The 18,939-nt window shown below is 69.7% G+C and carries 20 protein-coding genes; 14 read left to right on the plus strand and 6 right to left on the minus strand.

Going from position 1 to position 18,939, the window contains the following annotated elements; translation table 11 throughout:
- The first annotated feature begins 210 nt into the window (after positions 1-210).
- From BLW44_RS12980 to BLW44_RS13010, 7 genes are read left to right on the plus strand one after another with little or no spacing between them, the layout of a single operon-like run.
- Positions 211-927: an NUDIX hydrolase gene (locus tag BLW44_RS12980; RefSeq protein ID WP_060926753.1), complete on the plus strand. Its 717-nt coding sequence runs from the start codon at positions 211-213 to the stop codon at positions 925-927.
- Positions 924-2,258 (plus strand): quinolinate synthase NadA, encoded by a 1,335-nt coding sequence (gene nadA / locus BLW44_RS12985; RefSeq protein WP_060926754.1) that lies wholly within the window; start codon positions 924-926, stop codon positions 2,256-2,258. The genes BLW44_RS12980 and nadA overlap by 4 nt, the downstream gene beginning before the upstream one ends.
- Positions 2,258-3,769 carry an L-aspartate oxidase gene (nadB, locus tag BLW44_RS12990; protein ID WP_060926755.1) on the plus strand — a complete coding sequence of 504 codons (1,512 nt, stop codon included), beginning with the start codon at positions 2,258-2,260 and terminating at the stop codon, positions 3,767-3,769. Before nadA ends, nadB begins: the two co-directional genes overlap by 1 nt.
- The gene (gene nadC / locus BLW44_RS12995; RefSeq protein WP_060926756.1) at positions 3,769-4,620 is read left to right on the plus strand and encodes a carboxylating nicotinate-nucleotide diphosphorylase; all 852 of its coding nucleotides are present in this window, start codon (positions 3,769-3,771) and stop codon (positions 4,618-4,620) included. The genes nadB and nadC overlap by 1 nt, the downstream gene beginning before the upstream one ends.
- A 2-nt stretch (positions 4,621-4,622) precedes the next feature.
- A complete protein-coding gene (locus BLW44_RS13000) occupies positions 4,623-5,762 on the plus strand; it encodes a cysteine desulfurase family protein (RefSeq protein WP_060926757.1) in 1,140 nt (379 codons plus the stop codon).
- Between the two features lie 37 nt (positions 5,763-5,799).
- Positions 5,800-6,747: a glycosyltransferase family 2 protein gene (locus BLW44_RS13005; protein ID WP_060926758.1), complete on the plus strand. Its 948-nt coding sequence runs from the start codon at positions 5,800-5,802 to the stop codon at positions 6,745-6,747.
- 20 nt (positions 6,748-6,767) lie between these two features.
- Positions 6,768-7,553, plus strand: a complete 786-nt coding sequence (locus tag BLW44_RS13010; protein WP_060926759.1) for an SDR family NAD(P)-dependent oxidoreductase — start codon at positions 6,768-6,770, stop codon at positions 7,551-7,553.
- 35 nt (positions 7,554-7,588) lie between these two features.
- Here BLW44_RS13010 and BLW44_RS13015 read toward each other — a convergent pair whose 3' ends face one another.
- Positions 7,589-9,634 (minus strand): ABC transporter ATP-binding protein, encoded by a 2,046-nt coding sequence (locus tag BLW44_RS13015; protein WP_060926760.1) that lies wholly within the window; start codon positions 9,632-9,634, stop codon positions 7,589-7,591.
- Positions 9,635-9,802: 168 nt separating this feature from the next.
- Here BLW44_RS13015 and BLW44_RS13020 point away from each other — a divergent pair, with 168 nt between their 5' ends.
- Positions 9,803-11,284, plus strand: a complete 1,482-nt coding sequence (locus BLW44_RS13020; protein ID WP_060926761.1) for a DHA2 family efflux MFS transporter permease subunit — start codon at positions 9,803-9,805, stop codon at positions 11,282-11,284.
- Positions 11,285-11,352: 68 nt separating this feature from the next.
- Here the strand turns inward: BLW44_RS13020 and BLW44_RS18030 are convergent, their stop codons facing one another.
- A complete protein-coding gene (locus BLW44_RS18030) occupies positions 11,353-11,496 on the minus strand; it encodes a hypothetical protein (RefSeq protein ID WP_167347462.1) in 144 nt (47 codons plus the stop codon).
- A gap of 91 nt (positions 11,497-11,587) precedes the next feature.
- Here BLW44_RS18030 and BLW44_RS13025 point away from each other — a divergent pair, with 91 nt between their 5' ends.
- Complete coding sequence (locus tag BLW44_RS13025) at positions 11,588-12,166, plus strand: 1-acyl-sn-glycerol-3-phosphate acyltransferase (protein WP_060926762.1); 579 nt, start codon at positions 11,588-11,590, stop codon at positions 12,164-12,166.
- Here the strand turns inward: BLW44_RS13025 and BLW44_RS13030 are convergent.
- Entirely contained in the window at positions 12,163-12,378 is a 216-nt protein-coding gene (locus tag BLW44_RS13030; protein ID WP_060926763.1) for a hypothetical protein, read from the minus strand. The genes BLW44_RS13025 and BLW44_RS13030 overlap by 4 nt on opposite strands.
- A 69-nt stretch (positions 12,379-12,447) precedes the next feature.
- Between BLW44_RS13030 and BLW44_RS13035 the strand changes: the two genes are divergently transcribed.
- On the plus strand, positions 12,448-12,981 hold the full coding sequence (locus BLW44_RS13035; protein WP_060926764.1) for a DUF6328 family protein: 534 nt from the start codon (positions 12,448-12,450) through the stop codon (positions 12,979-12,981).
- 21 nt (positions 12,982-13,002) lie between these two features.
- Here the strand turns inward: BLW44_RS13035 and BLW44_RS13040 are convergent, their stop codons facing one another.
- Complete coding sequence (locus BLW44_RS13040) at positions 13,003-13,557, minus strand: Dps family protein (protein WP_060926765.1); 555 nt, start codon at positions 13,555-13,557, stop codon at positions 13,003-13,005.
- 179 nt (positions 13,558-13,736) lie between these two features.
- Between BLW44_RS13040 and BLW44_RS13045 the strand changes: the two genes are divergently transcribed.
- From BLW44_RS13045 to BLW44_RS13055, 3 genes are all read left to right on the plus strand, one after another.
- Entirely contained in the window at positions 13,737-14,225 is a 489-nt protein-coding gene (locus tag BLW44_RS13045) for a GNAT family N-acetyltransferase (RefSeq protein ID WP_060926766.1), read from the plus strand.
- Between the two features lie 77 nt (positions 14,226-14,302).
- The gene (locus BLW44_RS13050) at positions 14,303-14,602 is read left to right on the plus strand and encodes a hypothetical protein (RefSeq protein ID WP_060926767.1); all 300 of its coding nucleotides are present in this window, start codon (positions 14,303-14,305) and stop codon (positions 14,600-14,602) included.
- 152 nt (positions 14,603-14,754) lie between these two features.
- Positions 14,755-15,099, plus strand: a complete 345-nt coding sequence (locus BLW44_RS13055; protein WP_060926768.1) for a LysR family transcriptional regulator — start codon at positions 14,755-14,757, stop codon at positions 15,097-15,099.
- 3 nt (positions 15,100-15,102) lie between these two features.
- Here BLW44_RS13055 and BLW44_RS13060 read toward each other — a convergent pair whose 3' ends face one another.
- Complete coding sequence (locus BLW44_RS13060; protein WP_060926769.1) at positions 15,103-16,767, minus strand: ABC-F family ATP-binding cassette domain-containing protein; 1,665 nt, start codon at positions 16,765-16,767, stop codon at positions 15,103-15,105.
- Positions 16,768-16,949: 182 nt separating this feature from the next.
- On the minus strand, positions 16,950-17,513 hold the full coding sequence (locus BLW44_RS13065) for an alpha/beta fold hydrolase (RefSeq protein ID WP_060926770.1): 564 nt from the start codon (positions 17,511-17,513) through the stop codon (positions 16,950-16,952).
- A gap of 175 nt (positions 17,514-17,688) precedes the next feature.
- On the opposite strand from BLW44_RS13065, the gene BLW44_RS13070 reads away from it, so the two are divergent.
- A complete protein-coding gene (locus BLW44_RS13070; protein ID WP_060926788.1) occupies positions 17,689-18,879 on the plus strand; it encodes a N(5)-(carboxyethyl)ornithine synthase in 1,191 nt (396 codons plus the stop codon).
- The last annotated feature ends 60 nt before the right edge of the window (positions 18,880-18,939 follow it).

Raw genomic sequence — 18,939 nt, forward strand, 5'->3', positions numbered from 1 at the left:
ATTCTCCGGTTGGAGCCGAACCCCGGGATGGGGTCCGTGGCAGATCCCGGAAAAGGGATTTGTTAGGACAGTAACCTAACAAATCGATTTCGGGGCGACAAGGGTTCTTCCGGCCGTCGTATAACGTTTCGGCCTCAGCCCGAGGGATGTCATGAAGGTGCACTAACAGTCGCGATGACACTAAGATCGATCCCGGAGGTTAAGGTACCTATGACTCAAACCAGGGATATCGACGTGGCTGTCTCCACGGTGATCCTCACGCTGCGGCGCACCGACGACGGCGGGGCCGTGCTCGCCCTCCCCCTCGTGCTCCGCACCAGGGAACCTTTCGCCGGACAGTGGGCGCTCCCCGGCGGCTGGCTCACCACGACCGAGTCCCCAGTCGATGCGGCGGCCCGCACGCTCGCGGAGACCACCGGCCTCACCCCCAGCTACCTGGAGCAGCTCTACGCGTTCGGCGCCGTCGACCGCTCCCCCACCCGCGTCGTCTCGATCGTCTACTGGGCGCTGCTGCGTCAGGACGACGTCGACGCGCAGAGCGCCGCCCACCGCGCCTCCGGTCGAGCCCCGGAGAACGTGCGGTGGTTCGATCTCGACGACCTGCCGACGCTCGCGTTCGACCACACCAAGATCGTCGACTACGCGCTGTGGCGCCTGCGCAGCAAGGTCGGCTACAGCCGTGTAGCGCACGGATTCCTCCCCGCCGAGTTCACCCTCGCCGACCTCCGCGAGGCCTACGAGGCGATCCTCGGCAAGCACCTCGACCCCGCGAACTTCCGCCGTCAGGTCGAATCCGCGGGCAACCTGCTCCCCACCGACCATTTCCGCACCGGCAACCACCGCCCCGCCCGCCTGTACCGCTACAACACCGACGTCGAGCTCGCCGATCACGGCCCGCTCGGCCCAGAGGAGACGAGCATCCGATGAGCATCACCTTCGTTCCCACGCCGCAGGTCCCCGCACAGGATGCGTCGGTCGATCATCAGATCCAGGCGATCGTCTCCGGCGCCTCGACGGACAGCACCTGCACCACCGACCTCGCCGTCGGACCGTGGGACTTCGACTCCCGGCCCGGCTACGGCCCCGGCTCATCGATGGGCGATGTCATCCCCACGGGTGCGCCTCGCCAGGGCGAGCTGCCGCAGGAGTACCGCGACGCCGGCGAGGAGGAGCTCGACGAGCGGATCCGCGCGGCCAAGGCGACCCTCGGCGATCGGGTCGTCGTCCTCGGCCACTTCTACCAGCGCGAGGAGGTGGTGCGGCACGCCGACTATGTGGGCGACTCGTTCCAGCTGGCGACGGCAGCCAAGGAACGGACGGATGCCGAGGCGATCGTGTTCTGCGGCGTGCACTTCATGGCGGAGACCGCGGACCTGCTCTCGGGGCCCGACCAGGCCGTGATCCTGCCGAACCTCGCGGCGGGATGCTCGATGGCCGACATGGCCGACATCGACCAGGTCGAGGACTGCTGGGAGCAGCTCGCAGACGTCCTCGGAGACCTCGAGGCGAAGGACGAGGACGGCCGAGTGCCGGTGATCCCTGTGACGTACATGAACTCGTCCGCTGCGATCAAAGGCTTCGTCGGCAGGCACGGCGGGATCGTCTGCACCTCCTCCAACGCTGAGACGGTGCTCGAGTGGGCGTTCGAGCGCGGCCGCCGCGTGCTGTTCTTCCCCGACCAGCACCTCGGACGCAACACCGCGAAGGCGATGGGCGTCCCGCTCGAGCAGATGCCGATGTGGAACCCGCGCAGGGCACTGGGCGGATCGAGCGCCGCCGAGCTCGTGGACTCCCGCGTCATCCTGTGGCACGGCTTCTGCTCGGTGCATCGCCGCTTCTCAGTGGCTCAGATCGACCTGGCCCGCGCCGAGCACCCCGGCGTGCGGGTCATCGTGCACCCCGAGTGCCCGATGGAGGTCGTGGATGCCGCAGACGAGGCCGGCTCGACGGACTACATCCGCCGCGCCATCGCCGCCGCGGAGACCCCGACGACCTTTGCGATCGGCACGGAGATCAACCTGGTGCGCCGGCTCGCGGCGCAGTTCCCGCAGCACGAGATCTTCTGCCTCGACCCGGTCGTGTGCCCGTGCTCGACGATGTACCGCATCCATCCGGGATACCTCGCCTGGGTGCTCGAAGAACTGGTCGCCGGTCGTACGCCGAATCGCATCACGGTGACGGCCGACGTCGCCGATCCCGCTCGACTGGCACTGGAGCGGATGCTCGCGGCGAAGCCGCCCGTGGCGGTGAGCGCCTGATGGACGTCGTCGTCGTCGGCTCCGGGATCGCCGGGCTCACGGCGGCGCTGCATGCCTCGGAGGCGGGGCACGCGGTCACCGTGGTGACGAAGGGCGCACTGGGAGACGGATGCACCGGCCTCGCACAGGGCGGCGTCGCCGGGATCTACGGCACCGGCGACTCCGCCACGCAGCACGCCGCCGACACGATGACCGCCGGCGCCGGGCTGTCAGAGGCGGCGGCGGTCGACGTGCTGGTGCGCAGCGCCGGGGAGCGGATCGCCGAGCTGATCACCCGGGGCGTGGCATTCGACCGGTCTCCGACCGGAGAGCTGCTGCTCGGGCGGGAGGCCGCGCACAGCCATGCGCGGATCGTGCACACCGGCGGGGATGCGACGGGGGCGGCGATCGCCCACGCGTTGGTCGCGGCCGTCCGTCGGTCGCGCATCACCGTGCGGGAGCACGCGTTCCTGCTCGACCTCATCGTGCAGGACGGAATCGTCCGGGCCATCCGCAGCCTCACCGCCGGCGCGGAGTCCGAGCTCTCGGCCGATGCCGTGATCCTCGCCACCGGCGGGGCAGGTCACCTCTACGCCCACACCACGAACCCCGCCGGCGCCACAGGGGACGGCATCGCGGCAGCTCTGCGCGCGGGCGCCGCGGTCGCGGACCTGGAGTTCGTGCAGTTCCACCCGACGATCCTCGCGGAGGGACCGGCGTTCCTCGTGTCGGAGGCGGTCCGCGGCGAGGGAGCCACGCTGCTCGACGCCGACGGCCGGCGTTTCGTCTTCGACAGCCACCCGGACGGCGAGCTGGCACCTCGCGACGTGGTGTCGCGAGCGATCGCCAGGCAGGCCGCCGTCCAGGGGTCCGCCGTGCGGTTGGATGCCACGATGCTCGGCGCGACGACTCTCGCACGGCGTTTCCCCACGATCGATCGGGTGACTCGCGAACGCGGTTTCGACTGGGCCGCGCAGCCGATCCCGGTGACGCCCGCCGCACACTATCTGATGGGCGGCGTCGTCACCGACCTCGACGGGCGCTCCACGGTCCCGGGGCTCTACGCGGTCGGAGAGGTCGCGCGCACCGGCGTGCACGGAGCCAATCGTCTCGCATCGAACTCGCTCCTGGAGGGCGCCGTCTTCGGCGCTCGAGCGGCCGCAGCACTCGACAGCCCCTGGCCGCACCGGCCGCACGCAGCCGGGCAGACCTCGCCCTTCGACAGCAGCGCCAGCCACAGCGTCGCCGGTCGTCCGGATGCCGGTCCCACCCCCTTCCACCGCGCAGCCCTGCAGCAGCTGATGTGGGACGAGGTCGGACTCCTCCGTTCCGACGAAGGTCTCGGGCGCGCACTCGACGCCCTCCGCCGGTGGAGCGCCATGCCGCGGGACCCCCAGACGGTACCCGACCACGAGGACGCGAACCTCCTGCTCCTCGCCACCGCGACCGCATCCGCCGCCCTCGCCCGCACCGACTCCGTCGGCGCCCACTTCCGCGACCCCCTCGCCTCGCCCGTTCTGGAGACCGTCTGATGCTCACTCCCGCCCTGCTCACCCGTGTCGTCGGCGCAGCTCTCGAAGAGGATGCCCCCTGGGGCGACCTCACCAGCACGACCCTGCTCACGGCAGAGTCCACCGCGACGGCCGACCTGGTCGCCCGCGAACCAGGCGTCTTCAGTGGCGGCGATGTCTTCACCACGGCCTTCGCGCTCACCGATCCGTCGCTCGTCGTGGACGTGCACGTCGGCGACGGCGATGTCTTCTCGCCCGGAGACGTGCTCGCGTCGGTGTCGGGCGCTGCCCGCGGCATCCTCACGGCCGAGCGCGTCGCGCTGAACTTCACCCAGCGGATGAGCGGCATCGCCACGGTGACGGCGGCGTACGTCGACGCGGTACGCGGAAACCCCGCCCGCATCATCGACACCCGCAAGACCACGCCGGGGCTCCGCGCCTTCGAGCGGCACGCCGTGCTGTCAGGCGGCGGCCACAACCACCGGTACTCGCTGTCCGACGCGGTGATGGCCAAGGACAACCACCTCGAGGTGCTGCGCCGGTCAGGCGCTGACCTCGCCGTCGCACTACGAGACGCGCTGTCCCGCCTTCCCCACACGACGCACGTCGTCGTCGAGGTCGACCGGCTCGATCAGATCCCCGCGGTGCTCGACGGCGGTGCCCACACGGTGCTGCTCGACAACTTCAGCCTCGACGATCTGCGGGCCGGAGTCGCCCTGATCGGCGACCGCGCGACGACAGAGGCGTCCGGCGGCGTCAGCCTCGACACGGTCGCGGCGATCGCCGCAACCGGAGTCGATGTGATCTCCGTCGGGGCGCTGACCCACTCGGCCAGGGCACTCGACCTCGGCCTGGACGTGCGGGTCGACTGACCATGCTCTACCTCGACCACGCCGCGACGGCACCGGTCCGCCCCGAGGTCCTCGAGGCGATGCGCCCCTTTCTCACCGACGTCTTCGGCAACCCGTCCAGCCGTCACACGGTCGGCGAGGCTGCGGCGAGCGCTCTCGACGACGCCCGATCGCGCGTCGCCGCCGTGCTCGGGATGCGGTCGGGAGACGTGGTGTTCACGGCGGGAGGCACCGAGGCGAACAACCTGGCAGTGAAGGGCATCGTGCTCGCCGCCCTGTCCAGCGGTCGACGCCACCTCGCCGTCTCCCCCATCGAGCACGAGTCGATCCTCGAGTCGGCGGAGTATCTGCGGCGGTTCCACGGCGTCGAGGTGACCATGGTCGCGGTCGACGACGCCGGGCGGATCACCGTCGACGCGCTGCGGAGCGCGGTGCGCGACGACACGGCTCTGGTCGCGATCGGACACGCCAACAACGAGATCGGCACCGTCCAGGACGTGACCGCCCTCGGGAGCGTCGCTCGCAGTGCGGGGGTACCCCTGCACGTCGACGCCGTGCAGTCGGCAGGATGGCTGCCCCTCGCGGGGCTCGGCGCGGATGCCATCGCCGTCGCGGGACACAAGGTGGGGGCCCCGAAGGGCATCGGCGCGCTGGCCGTCCGTGGACGCGTGCCCCTCGAACCGCTTCTGCACGGCGGCGGTCAGGAACGCGGGCGACGCTCCGGCACCGAGAACGTGGCGGGAGCGGTGGCACTGGCCACGGCGCTCGAACTGGCAGAGTCCGAGCGCGCCGGCGTGAGCTCCCACATCGGAGCGTCGACGCAGCGGTTCATCGCCGGCGTCCTGAGCCTCGTGAACGAGGCCGCTCTCACCGGCGAACCGCTCGAAAGGCTCCCCGGCACGGCCAGCTTCACATTCGCCGGCGTGAGCGGCGAGGCCGTGCTCCTCGAACTCGAGCGGCGCGGAGTGGTGTCGTCCAGCGGGTCGGCATGCGCAGCGGGCAGTGACGATCCCTCGCATGTGCTCCTCGCCTGCGGTATCGACCCGCAGGTCGCCCAGACCTCCGTCCGCTTCACGTTCGGGCGCGAGCCGCTGCCGGCCGAACTCCCTGACCGACTCGCGCAGCTGGTCGCCGAGTCCGTGCGCGCCGTCGCCGGCCGGTGAGGGATCCCGCCCCACGCACCGGCCATAGACTCGGCTGGTGACCGCCTCCGCCCCGATCGTGACCCTGATCGTCCCCGGCCGCGACATCGCCGGTTTCGCTCCGGCCGCACTCGACTCACTGCGGGCGCAGACCGAGACCCGCTGGCAGGCTCTCCTCGTCGACGACGGATCGACGGATGAGACCGGCTCGATCTTCGAGGCCGCCGCCGCATCCGATCCGCGGTTCCGCGCCTTCCGTCATGAGGCCTCACGGGGCTTGGGGGCCGCGCGCAACGCCGCCCTCGACCGGGTCGACAGCGAGCTGGTCGGTTTCCTCGACGGTGACGACGAGCTGACGCCCACGGCACTCGAACGCCTCGTCGGCACGCTCGCCGAGACAGGCAGCGACTTCGTCGCCGGTGCGTACGTGCGGTCGCGCTTCGACGGCGAGGGCTACGTGCCAGGACGCGTGCAGCCCTGGGTCGAGGCTGCCACATCGCCCGCACGGTTCGGCACGAGCATCCTCGAGCACCCCCGCGCGAGCGCGAACATCGTGGCCTGGTCGAAGGTCAGCCGCACCGACCTGTGGAGCGACCTGAGATTCCCTGAGGGCGTGGCCTACGAGGACCAGGTCGTCGCGCAGCTCATGTACACGAGAGCTCGCGCCTTCGACGTCATCCCCGACACCGTGGTCCGCTGGCGTCTGCGCGCCGACGGCACCTCCATCACGCAGGGGCGCGCGCAGCTGCCCGTCCTCCGCGACTACCTTCGGGCCCTGCGCGGCGGTATCCGCGTCTTGCACGAGGCCGGTGCGCACGCGGCTGTCGCGGCACGACTCGAGCTCATCCTGGCGATGGACGTGCCGCCGCTGGTCGAGATCGCCGCCACTCATCCCGATCCCGACTACGCGGCCGAGGTGTCGGCGTTCACCTCCGAGCTCGAGGCGCTGCCCGAGTACGCCGACGCCCGACCGGACCCGACGCTCACGGCGGGCCTTGCGTGGTGAGCACGCCCGACAGGAGACCCATGGACGACTACCTCGACGACTATCTCGCCGAACTCTTCTCCCTCCGCGGCCGCACGGCCGTCGTCACCGGCGGCAGCTCCGGCATCGGACGCGGCATCGCCACCGCACTCGCCCGCGCCGGCGCGGCGACCGTCATCGTCGCGAGAGGCGAGGAGCGGATCGCATCCACCGTCGCCGAGCTGACGGACGCGGGATGCCGGGCGGCCGGCGTCGTGGGCGACCTCGGCTCGCGCGCCGGCATCCGCGCCGTCGCCGAGGCCGCTGCTGTGCCTTTCGGCGAACCGGACATCCTGGTGAACTCCGCGGGGATCAACATCCGCCCCTCCTTCACCGACATCACCGAGGAGGACTGGGATGCGACCATGACCGTGAACGCGCTTGCACCGTTCCTGCTCGGCCAGCGCTATGCGGTCGGGATGGCCGAGCGCGGCTTCGGACGGCTGATCCACATCAGCTCGCAGCAGGCGCACCGCGCCTTCGTCGGCAGCGGTGTCTACGGGGCCTCGAAGGGTGCGGTCGAATCCCTGATGCGCTCCGAAGCCGAGGCCTGGGGCGGCACCGGAGTCACGAGCAACACGCTGGTCCCCGGTTTCGTGCTCACGCCCCTCAACGCGCGCCTGCAGGAGGACCCCGCTCAGATCGCCGCCCTCGCTGCGCGGACGATGATCGGCCGCAACGGTCTCCCCGAAGACTTCGCCGCAGCGGCCGTCTTCCTGGCGGGCAGCGGTTCGGGCTATGTGACCGGGCAGTCCCTGTTCATCGACGGTGGGATGTCGGTGCATTGAGCCGGGGGCACTGAGCCAGGCGAACTGGCCCCGGCTCACGGCTCAGCCGGGTACACCCGATCGTCGGTGCGGGGCGCGTCGAGCAGCGGCACCGGGGCGGTGAGGGTCGCCACGGCATCCGCTCCCGCAGAGTCCTCGGGAGCCTGGTCGGCCCGGCGGTGGGCGAGCGCCGCGCCGACGCGGCCGGTCACCGCCTCCTCGATGACAGCCTCGGTCTCGATGACCCTGGTGGCCGCGACCTGCTGCGCGGCGAGCTCGGCATACAGCCCGCCGCGGGCGAGGAGCTCGGCATGCGTGCCCGATTCGACGATCTCCCCCGCTTCGAGGACATGGATGACGTCGGCGCCGATCACGGTCGACAGCCGATGCGCGATGGTCAGCGTCGTGCGCCCCTTGGCCGCCTCGTCGAGGGCCTCCTGCACGACACGCTCTGACACGGTGTCGAGAGCAGAGGTGGCCTCGTCGAGCAGGAGCACCGGCGGGTCCTTCAACAGCACCCTGGCGATCGCGATCCGCTGTTTCTCGCCACCCGAGAGGCGGTAGCCGCGCTCTCCGACGATCGTGTCGTAGCCGTCCTCGAATCCGGCGATGATGTGGTGGATGTTCGCCGCCGTGCATGCGGCGATCAGCTCGTCCTCCGTTGCGCCCGGACGCGCGTACAGCAGGTTCTCGCGGATCGTCGCGTGGAAGAGGTACGTCTCCTGCGAGACGATGCCGACCTGGTCGATGATCGACTCCTGAGTCAGTGTGCGCACGTCCGCACCGGCGAAGAGCACCGCGCCGCCGTGCGCCTCGTACAGCCGCGGGGCGAGGTAGAGGACGGTCGTCTTGCCGGCGCCCGAGGGTCCGACGAAGGCGACGTGCTGACCGGGCTCCGCCACGAACGAGACGCCCTGCAGAGTGGGACGTGCGTCAGCCGCCGCATCGGGATACCGGAACACCACATCGGCGAACTCGATGCGCCCGAGCGGGCCGGGAGCCTCAGCGACGGTGATCGCGTCCGGCGCGTCCTGGATCTCGGGCACGAGGTCGAGGTACTCGAAGATGCGCGCGAACAGTGCGGACGAGGTCTGCAGGTCGAGCGAGACACGCATGAGGCCCATCAGCGGCTGCAGCAGGCGAGCCTGCACGGTGGTGAACGCGACGACGGTCCCGGCGGTGATCGCTCCCGTGCCTCCGGCGATCAGGTAGCCGGACACGAGGTAGATCACGGCAGGCACGCTGGCCATCAGCACCTGGACGACCGCGAAGAATCCCTGACCGCTCATGGCCCGACGCACCTGGAGGGTCACCTGGTTGCGGTTCTCGGCCTGATAGCGCTGCGACTCGGTGCGCTGCCGGTTGAACGCCTTGGAGAGCAGCATCCCCGACACGCTCAGCGTCTCCTGCGTGATGGAGGTGAGCTCGGACAGCGACTCCTGCGTCTCGCCGGCGATCCGCGCCCGCACCTGTCCGACCTTGCGCTGCACCACGATGAGGAACGGCATGAGGAACACGGCGATCAGAGTCAGCCGCCAGTCGATCAGGATCATCGCGACGAGCGAGGCGATGACGGTGACGACGTTGCCGAGGATGCTGGTGACCGTGTTCGTCAGCACGCCGGAGACCCCGCCGACGTCGTTCTGCAGCCGCGATTGGATGACGCCGGTCTTGGTCCGCGTGAAGAAGCCGAGCTCCATCGCCTGCAGATGCTCGAACAGCCGGACCCGGAGGTCGCCCGTGACGCTGTTGCCGACGGTCGAGGTCAACCACGTCTGCGCGACTCCGAGCACCGCCGAGAAGAGGAAGAGGCCGACCATCGCCGAGACCAGCCAGAGCAGCAGCTGCAACTGCGGACCTCCGCCGTCGACCGGGAAGAGGGCGTCGTCGAAGATGCGCTGGACGATCAGCGGCGGGATGACCGCGATGCCCGCGCCGATCACGACGAGCACCCCCGTCCAGAAGATGCGCCAGCGGTAGGGGCGGAACAGGGAGACGACCCTCGAACCGAGTCCGGTGATCCGCGGCGCCTCGGCGTTGAGCCGTCGCTGCGCGTTCTCGTCCACGCCGCGGAATCCGCCGCGCCCGCCCACCATGCTCATGTCGCCAGCGTAGTCACCGCAGCAGACAAGGGATCCGGACCTCGACCCTGACCGTCCGCTGTGAGCGGATTCGGTGGGATCCGGAATGAAATGTCCGGACCCGCCGTTACGCTGAATGGTCCCCGCGCACTCGCGCAGTTCCTCCCTCTTCCGCGCCTAGGAGGCCGTATGTCCGCTGTCGACACCGGTTCGATCGCCACGCCCCCGGCCGCTGCCGCTCAGGGCGGTGAGATCGCACGCAGCGACATGCGTGTGATCTGGCTCCTGCTCGTCGCCGCATTCGTCGCCATCCTCAACGAGACGACGATGGGGATCGCGATCCCGCATCTCAACGTGGATCTCGGCATCCCGCCCGAGCTCGGTCAGTGGCTCACCAGCGCGTTCATGCTCACGATGGCCGTCGTCATCCCGACGACCGGGTTCATCCTGCAGCGCTTCACGACGCGTCAGGTCTTCATCGCCGCGATGATCTCGTTCTCGCTCGGCACCCTGGTGGCGCTCGTGGCACCGGGGTTCGAGATCCTGCTGGCCGGCCGCGTCATCCAGGCCGCCGGCACCGGCATCATGATGCCGCTGCTCATGACGACGATCATGAACGTCGTGCCTCCGCAGTCCCGCGGGCGGATGATGGGCCGGGTCGGCCTGGTCATCTCCCTCGCGCCCGCGATCGGCCCGACGCTCGCCGGTGCCGTGCTCGAGACGCTGCACTGGCGCGCCCTGTTCGCGATCATCCTGCCGATCGCCCTGATCTCCCTCTTCATGGGAGCCAAGTGGATGACCAACCTCGGCGAGACCAGGGTCGTCCCCCTCGACGTCCTGTCGATCCCGCTCGCAGCTCTCGGATTCGGTGGGATCGTGTTCGGCCTCAGCCAGTTCGGCGGCGAGGGCGGCTCGGGTGAGACCACCGGCATCATCGCGCTCGTCGTCGGTGCCGTCGCCCTGGCACTGTTCGTGTGGCGTCAGCTGCTGCTGCAGCGCGTCGACGACGCCCTCCTCGACCTGCGCGTGTTCCGCTCGGCCAACTTCACGTTCGCCGTCATCATCATGACGATCCTGGCGCTGTCGATGTTCGGCACGCTGACCCTGCTGCCGCAGTACCTGCAGAACGTCGCGGGCCTCAACGCCCTCGAGTCGGGACTCATCCTGCTGCCGGGCTCGGTGCTGATGGGTCTGCTCGGTCCGGTCATGGGGCGGGTGTACGACGCCCGCGGCACGCGACCGCTGCTGATCCCCGGCACCGTCCTGGTCTCGGCAGCGCTGTTCTACTACTCCACGGTGGGCGAGCACACGGTCTGGTGGGTGCTGATCATCGTCCAGGCCGCGATGTCGGTCGGTCTCGCGATGTCGTTCACCCCGCTGTTCTCCGCGTCGCTCGGGTCCCTGCAGCGTTCGCTCTACTCGCACGGCTCTGCCGTGCTGAACACGCTCCAGCAGGTCGGCGGGGCCGCGGGCGTGGCCGTCCTCACGGTGACGTACTCCGCGATCCTGCATGCGGGCGAGGCGGAAGGCCTGCCGACGGCCGTCGCCGGAGCCCCGGGAGCACGCATGGCCTTCCTCATCGCCGCGATCATCTCGCTCGCGGCCGTCGCGCTGAGCGCGTTCGTCCGCAAGCCGGCAGACGACGCGGGAGCCGTGCACGGCGGTCACTGAGACCGGCGGTCACTGAGACCGGCGGTCACTGAGACCGCCAGAAACACCGCAGCGGCGGCGTCTGATCGCTACTGCGTCTTCGGCGCAGGGAAGTGGCAGACGCCGCCGCTGCAGTATCCGGCGGCGGCATCGTCGAGCAGGTTCAGCGCGCCGGGGAGCTCGTGCAGCACAGCGGATGCATCCTGCTCGGCGGGGTCCTGTGTCGTGGCCATCATCCGATCGTACGCCTGCTGCGCGGGGGTGGCGTCGATTCGCGGATCGGTCGACAGTGCTCGGACAGGTTCCCTCCCGTACGGTGGACGAGTGCTCACACGACTCCTGGCCCGCCTGTTCTGGACCTTCAGCCGCTGGACCCTCACCGCAGAGGCGACCCCCACGCGGCCGACCATCCTGATCGGGGCCCCGCACACCTCCAACTGGGACTTCGTCCTGATGTTGGCCATCGCGTGGCAGCTGCGCATCGACGTGCACTGGCTCGGCAAGAGCAGCCTGTTCCGCGGATGGCGCGGTCCGGTCATGCGGCGCCTCGGCGGCATCCCCGTCGACCGGGCCGACCCTGCGCGGGTGGTGAAGGACGTCGTCGATCAGGTGAACTCGGGCGGCGTGTTCGGCCTGGTCATCACCCCGGATGGCACTCGAGGCGGCAACGAGTACTGGAAGTCCGGTTTCTATCGCATCGCGCGCGAGACCGGGATGCCGGTGACGCTGGGCTTCGTCGACCGCACCACGATGACCACCGGGCTCGGTCCGACCCTCGATCTCACCGGCGATGTGGCCGCCGACATGGACCGCATCCGGGCTTTCTACGCCGACAAGGCCGGGCTGCGCCCCGAACGGCGCACCGTGCCCCGGTTGCGTGAGGAGACCCCGGACGCTTCCTAGTCGTTCGGCGCCTCGTCCGCCTGCTCCAGCTCGGTGCGTGCGAAATCGAGGTCGTCGTCGGAGAGGGTCTCCGCCATCCCCACGACCGCCCCCGTGATCACCCTGATCTCCTCGCGCGCGGACTCTCCGAGATGGGGCGCGGATTCGAGGAGTCCGAGTCGAGCCTCGTCGGAGAGCTCCGACCACCAGTCCCTGATCGGCGGCAGGGTCATCCGTGCACCTCCGCTCTCGCGGGCGCAAGCCGCTGGACAGCATCGATGCCGCCCAGCGAGACTGGAGCCATGGAACCCGAAGATCTCCGCGGGCACGCTGTCGAGCGTGACGATCGCGCCGACGGACGCGATGAGACGCCCAACGAGCGCGCCGATCGCAACTGGGAGGAACTCCTCCAGGAGCTGCGGGTCATGCAGACCGGAACGCAGATCCTCACAGGGTTCCTGCTCGCCGTCGCCTTCACTCCTCGGTTCGAGGACATGGACGAGTTCCAGCGGGACGTGTACGTCGGGCTCGTCGCCCTCGCTGCGCTCGCCACGATCCTGGCACTCGCCCCTGTCGGCATGCACCGCGCCCTGTTCGGCCGGCGGCGCAAGCCGGAGCTCGTGCGTGTGGCCGCACGGATCGTGAAGATCGATCTCGTCGCGATCGCCGCACTCACCATCGGTGTGACGACGCTCATCATCGACTTCACGGTAGACCGGGCTGCGGGACTCATCGCGCTGGTCTCCTCACTCGTGGTCGTCGTGCTGCTCTGGGTGCTTCTCCCCCGCCTCGTCAAACGTGAGGCGGAACGCCGACGGGGCGTCGATCGCGGATGATCGACGCCCCGTGGCGGCGGGTCAGCGTCCGGCCGGGCTGCGGTTCTCCGCGCTGACCATCCAGGCGAACTGCTCGAGGCTCTCGATCACCGCGTGCAGGATGTCGGCGGACGTCGGGTCCTCCTCGTCGACGGCGTCGTGGACCCCTCTGATCGTGCCGACGGCGGCATCCAGACGCTCCGTGATCAGGTCGATCGTGTCGGTGGTCGACACCTCGCCGGCGGGGAAGGCGGGCAACGACGTCGTCTCGGCGATGGTGTCCGTCCGGCCGTCCGGCACGGCATGCAGGGCGCGCATGCGCTCCGCGACCGTGTCGCTGAAGGTGCGCGCGGCCTCGATGATCTCGTCGAGCTGACGGTGGGTGTCGCGGAAGTTGCGGCCGACGACGTTCCAGTGCGCCTGCTTGCCCTGCAGCGACAGCTCGATCAGGTCGACCAGCACGACCTGCAGATTGGCCGCCAGTGTGGGCGACGCGGTGAAGCCCTTCTCGGCGTTCTGTCGCCGCGTCGTCTTCGCGCCGCGCTTCGACGAGCCGGACTTCGGCTTGGGGGTGTCGGACTTCTTGTTCTCAGCCATGGGTTGTCCTCCTGCTCTCTGGCCTGCGACGGTAGCCGCGCGGGGAGGCCGAATCGAGGGGGTTGACACTGCCCGCGGTGACGTCCGATCGTGGCGCAGTGACGAATTCAGAGACACCGACTTCACAGACACCGACTTCACAGACACCGACGACACAGACGACCGGCAGCGGAGCGGAGGTGGTGATCGCCCCGATCACTGAAGCGGATGCCGGTGAGGTCCTCACCCTGCAGCGCGCCGCCTTCGTCTCGGAAGCCCAGATCTACGGCAGCGCAGACATGCCGCCCCTGACGCAGACGCTCGCCGAGGTGGAAGCGGAGCTCCGCTCGAGCACCGGCCTGACCGCCCGCATCGACGGACGACTCGTGGGGGCGATCCGCTACCGCGAGGACGACGGGGTGCTGCTGATCGGTCGGATCGCCATCGCACCGGACACCCAGGGCGAGGGCATCGGGCGCACGCTGCTCGCCGAGGCGGAGCGCTCGTCCACGGCACGCGTGGCCGAGCTCTTCACCGGCAGTCTGAGCGAGGCCAACATCCGGCTGTACGAGGCGTGCGGATACGAGGAGGCCGAGCGGGTGCCCCAGGGCGACGGCACCGATCAGGTCTTCCTGAGAAAACCTCTGCATCAGGTGGGAGACCCCTCCGAACCGCGCGCGTCGGGTTGAAAACGACCCCGCCGGTGCGGAATCGTGGCCCGGACACGTCGCGTCCGCGGCGTGACCGCAACCGGAAGGAGAGTCTCGTGCTCACCCTCACCGACAACGCCACCGCAATCGTCAACACCCTCGTCAGCCGTCAGACCGACGCTGACGACGCCGGCCTCCGCATCCACTCGACGCCGGCTCCCGGACCGGACGGCGGCGCACGCCTCGCCGTCCTCGTCACCCCCGACCCCGAGCCCGCGGATCAGGTCGTCGAGGTGTCCGGCACCCGCCTGTTCCTCGACGAGACGGCAGCGGCCGCCCTCGACGACAAGATCCTGGACGCCGGGGTCGATGACGAGGGCTCGGTGTCCTTCGCCGTGCTGTCGCAGGTCGCCTGACGGCTCGCCCCCAGGATTCACCGGATGCCGCGGCTCGCTGAGCCGCGGCATCCGTGCGTCCGCCGGGAGTGCGCGCGAGTGCGCGCACCCGGCGCTCGCGTAGGTTAGAGGGAGAGCGCGATCGTCGCCGCTCGAGGAGGACCGTTCACCGCATGAAGTTGGCACTGCTCCGTCGGTACGTCGTCCTCGCTGACACGCTGCACTTCCCGCGCGCGGCGAAGGAGCTCGGGATCCCGCTCGCCTCGCTCTACACCTCCCTCGACAAGCTCGAGGCCGAGGTCGGACACACACTCGTCAACCGCGAGGGCACGCCCCGGTTGACCAGTGTCGGGGAGCTGTTCCTCGTCGAGGCGCGCGCGACCGTCGCGGCGGCGCCGCCACCAGCCCCGAAGACCGTCGCCCCGGCCGGCGGCAAGGCCAAGGCATCGAAGGGCAAGGGTCGCGCGCCCATCGTGAAGGGGCAGCCGAAGCCCTACAAGAAGCGTCAGGGACGCTGAGGCTCAGTCTTCCGACACCTGTCCGGCCTCGACGCGCCACCGACGGTCGGTGTGGACGGCGTCGAGCATCCGCCGATCATGCGTGACCAGCAGCAGCGTCCCCGTGTACGACTCGAGGGCCTGCTCCAGCTGCTCGATGGCGGGGAGATCGAGATGGTTCGTGGGTTCGTCGAGCACCAGCAGATTGACGCCGCGGGCCTGCAGGAGCGCGAGCGCCGCTCGGGTCCGCTCCCCCGGCGACAGCCCGTCGACCGGGCGGGTGACGTGGTCCGCCCTGAGTCCGAACTTCGCGAGCAATGTCCGCACCTCCGCAGAGGCCATCTCCGGCACGAGCGACTCGAAGGCGTCGGCGAGCGCCGCGTCGCCGACGAGGAGCGATCGGGCCTGATCGATCTCCCCGACCTGCACGCTGCTCCCCTGCGCCGAGGTGCCCTCGACGGGCGCCTGGCGTCCCAGCAGCGCGCGCAGGAGCGTCGATTTGCCCGCTCCGTTCGGGCCTGTGATGCCGATCCGGTCTCCCGCGTCGACCTGCAGCGACACGGGGCCGAGCGAGAAGTCACCCTGACGGAAGACCGCTGAGTTCAGCGTCGAGACGACAGTGCTCGATCGGGGCGCCGAGCCGATGGTGAACTCGAGCTGCCACTCCTTGCGCGGCTCCTCGACCTCGTCGAGGCGCGCGATGCGGCTCTCCATCTGGCGCACCTTCTGAGCCTGCTTCTCGCTCGACTCCGTCGACGCCTTGCGCCTGATCTTGTCGTTGTCCGGCGCCTTCTTCATGGCGTTGCGCACGCCCTGGCTCGACCACTCGCGCTGGGTCCGAGCACGCGCGACGAGATCGGCCTTCTTGTCGGCGAACTCGTCGTACTTCTCCCGCAGGTGACGGCGCACGACGGCCCGCTCCTCGATGTATGCGTCGTATCCTCCGCCGTACAGCCGGTGACTGTTCTGAGCGAGGTCGAGCTCCAGTACGCGCGTCACGCTGCGCGCGAGGAATTCGCGGTCGTGGCTGACGAGCACGACGCCCCCGCGCAGCCCGCGGACGAAGGCTTCCAACCGCTCGAGTCCGTCGAGGTCGAGGTCGTTGGTCGGCTCGTCGAGGAACACGATGTCGAAGCGCGACAGCAGAAGCGCGGCGAGACCGACGCGGGCGGCCTGCCCGCCCGAGAGACCGGTCATGAGCGCGTCTGCTCCGACCCCACTGTCGCCGGGCAGCCCGAGGTCGGCGAGCATCGCGGGGATGCGCTCGTCGAGATCGGCGGCACCACTCGCCAGCCACCGGTCCAACGCCTGGGAGTACGTGTCGGCCGGGTCGGTGCCCGCCGGGACGAGCGACGGGTCGCCGAGCGCGGCCGCCGCGGCATCCATGTCCTCGGTCGCCGCCGCGCACCCGGTGCGCCGGGCGATGTACTGCGAGACCGTCTCCCCCTCGACGCGCTCGTGCTCCTGCGGCAGCCATCCGACGAACGCGTCGGCGGGAGCGAGGGACACCGTACCCTCCGCGGGCGGGAGAACGCCGGCCAGGATCCGCAGCAGCGTGGACTTGCCAGCGCCGTTGGCGCCGACGACTCCGATCACGTCACCGGGGGCGACCGTCAGATCGAGCCCCTCGAAGAGGATGCGGTGGCCGTAGCCGCCCGCCAGATTCTGGGCGACGAGGGTGGCGGTCATCTTCCCATCCTCTCAGCCGGCCGAGTACCTCACGACACCTGGGCTGGTGCTCGCGGCAGGCGACGACGGCGATGTGATGTGCCGGTCTGCACGCGGTGCCCCGGACCGCACACTCTTCTCGTCGAGACCTCTGCAATCTGGGGCATCCTGTGCAGACCGTACGGTCGTCGTCTGGAGCCGGGTCAGTCCCAGTCCAGGTACTCCTCGATGATCACACCGGTCTCGATCGGGTGGTGCATCGGGAAGAGGTGATCGCCGGCGATGGTCTTGATGCTCGAGCGGTCGGGGATCGTCACCTGCAGCGCCTCGGCGTTCGCGGCGGGAGTGTCGGAGTCCTCGGTGCCCTGCACGATCAGCACAGGGATCGCGGGGGCCACGTCGATGTCGACGTCCTCGACCCCCAGCAGCAGCAGTCCGTTCGCACGGTCAGGATGCGCCGCGACCAGGGCCCGGGCGATCGTGCCGCCGAATCCGTGCCCACCGACCCAGGTGTCCTCGATGCCGACCTGATCGATCACTGCGATGACGTCGTCGACACTCTCGTCGAGCGTGGCCTCGGAACCCGATCGGTGACCGACGCGGAGCACGTGGAAGCCCGCCTCCTCGGCGAGGTAGTGGGCAGCGACTCCCAGGACGTCCGCGGCAAGCCCCTGCTCCTGGATGAGCACGAGCTTCACGGGTCCGTCGCCCTCGTCCACGAACGGGATGGCGCGGCCCTCGGGCTCGAAGATCTGGGTGTCGGTCATGGGCGCACGGCTCCTCGTTCGGCGTTCAGGGATCGACATCCAGCGTAGCCGGAGACCGGCCGCGACCCCGCCCGCACTCTCGGCGCAGCCGACGGGCCACGAGTGTCCAGCAGGGGCGTAGAGTCAGGGCAGGAGCTGACCCCGGTTCCCCGAAGATGGGAACCCGTTGTCCGACATGACACACTCGTCCGCTGCTCACCGCACGCCCCAGACCGACGCGCTCCTGAGTCTCGGTCTGCTGGCCGGCTCCTCGATGGAGAACGAGCGCCGTCTGCCGATCCATCCGCGCCATTTCGATCGGATCGACGCCGACGTGCGAGCACGGATGATCGTCGAGCACGGCTACGGTGCCGACTTCCAGCTCGAACCCGGTTACATCGAGGCGCGCGTGGGGCGGGTCGCCGACCGGTCCGAGGTCATCGCCGCCGCCGATGTGCTGCTGCTTCCGAAGCCGCAACTCGCCGACGTCGCCGCGATCCCCGAGGGCCGGATCCTGTGGGGATGGCCGCACTGCGTGCAGGACGTGGCGCTCGCGCAGCAGGCGATCGACAGTCGACTCACGCTGATCGCCTTCGAGGCCATGAACCACTGGACGGCGCAGGGCGACATGAGCCTGCACGTCTTCCACAAGAACAACGAGCTCGCGGGCTACTGCTCCGTGCTGCACGCCATGAGTCTCGTCGGATCGACCGGCGACTACGGGCCGCGGCTCCGCGCCGTCGTCATCGGGTTCGGCGCGACGGCGCGAGGTGCGGTGACGGCGCTCAACGCGCACGGAGTCCACGACATCGAGGTCCTCACGCAGCGCGGAGCGGCTGCCGTGGGCTCCCCCATCCACAACGCCCACCTCACCCAGCTGAATACCGATGACGGGCCCACTCACCTCAGTGAGGTGAGCACGGATGACGGAGCGGTGCTCCTGCCCGACTTCCTGGCGACCTACGACATCGTCGTCAACTGCACGTTCCAGGACGTCGCGGCACCATTGACGTACCTCCGCACCGAGGACCTCGATCGCTTCTCGCCCGGCAGCCTGATCATCGACGTCTCGTGCGACGAGGGCATGGGCTTCGAGTGGGCGACGCCGACCTCCTTCGAGGCGCCGATGTTCAGCGTCGGGCAGGGCGTGAACTACTACGCGGTCGACCACAGTCCGTCCTACCTGTGGAACTCCGCCACCTGGGACATCAGCGAGGCCCTGATGCCCTTCCTGCGGACCGTGCTCGAAGGCCCGGACGCGTGGGCGGAGAACGAGACGCTCACCCGGGCGATCGAGATCCGCGACGGCGTGGTGCAGAATCCGAGCGTCCTGAGCTTCCAGGGACGCGACGCGGCGTACCCGCACGCGCTCACCGTCACACTCTGACGGATCGGGTCCGATTCCCCAGATGCGTGTCGTAGCCCGCGAGCGAGAATGCGTGGCGGA

Origin of the sequence: Microbacterium hydrocarbonoxydans (genome assembly GCF_900105205.1) — a bacterium.
GTDB classification, from domain to species: Bacteria; Actinomycetota; Actinomycetes; order Actinomycetales; family Microbacteriaceae; genus Microbacterium; species Microbacterium hydrocarbonoxydans.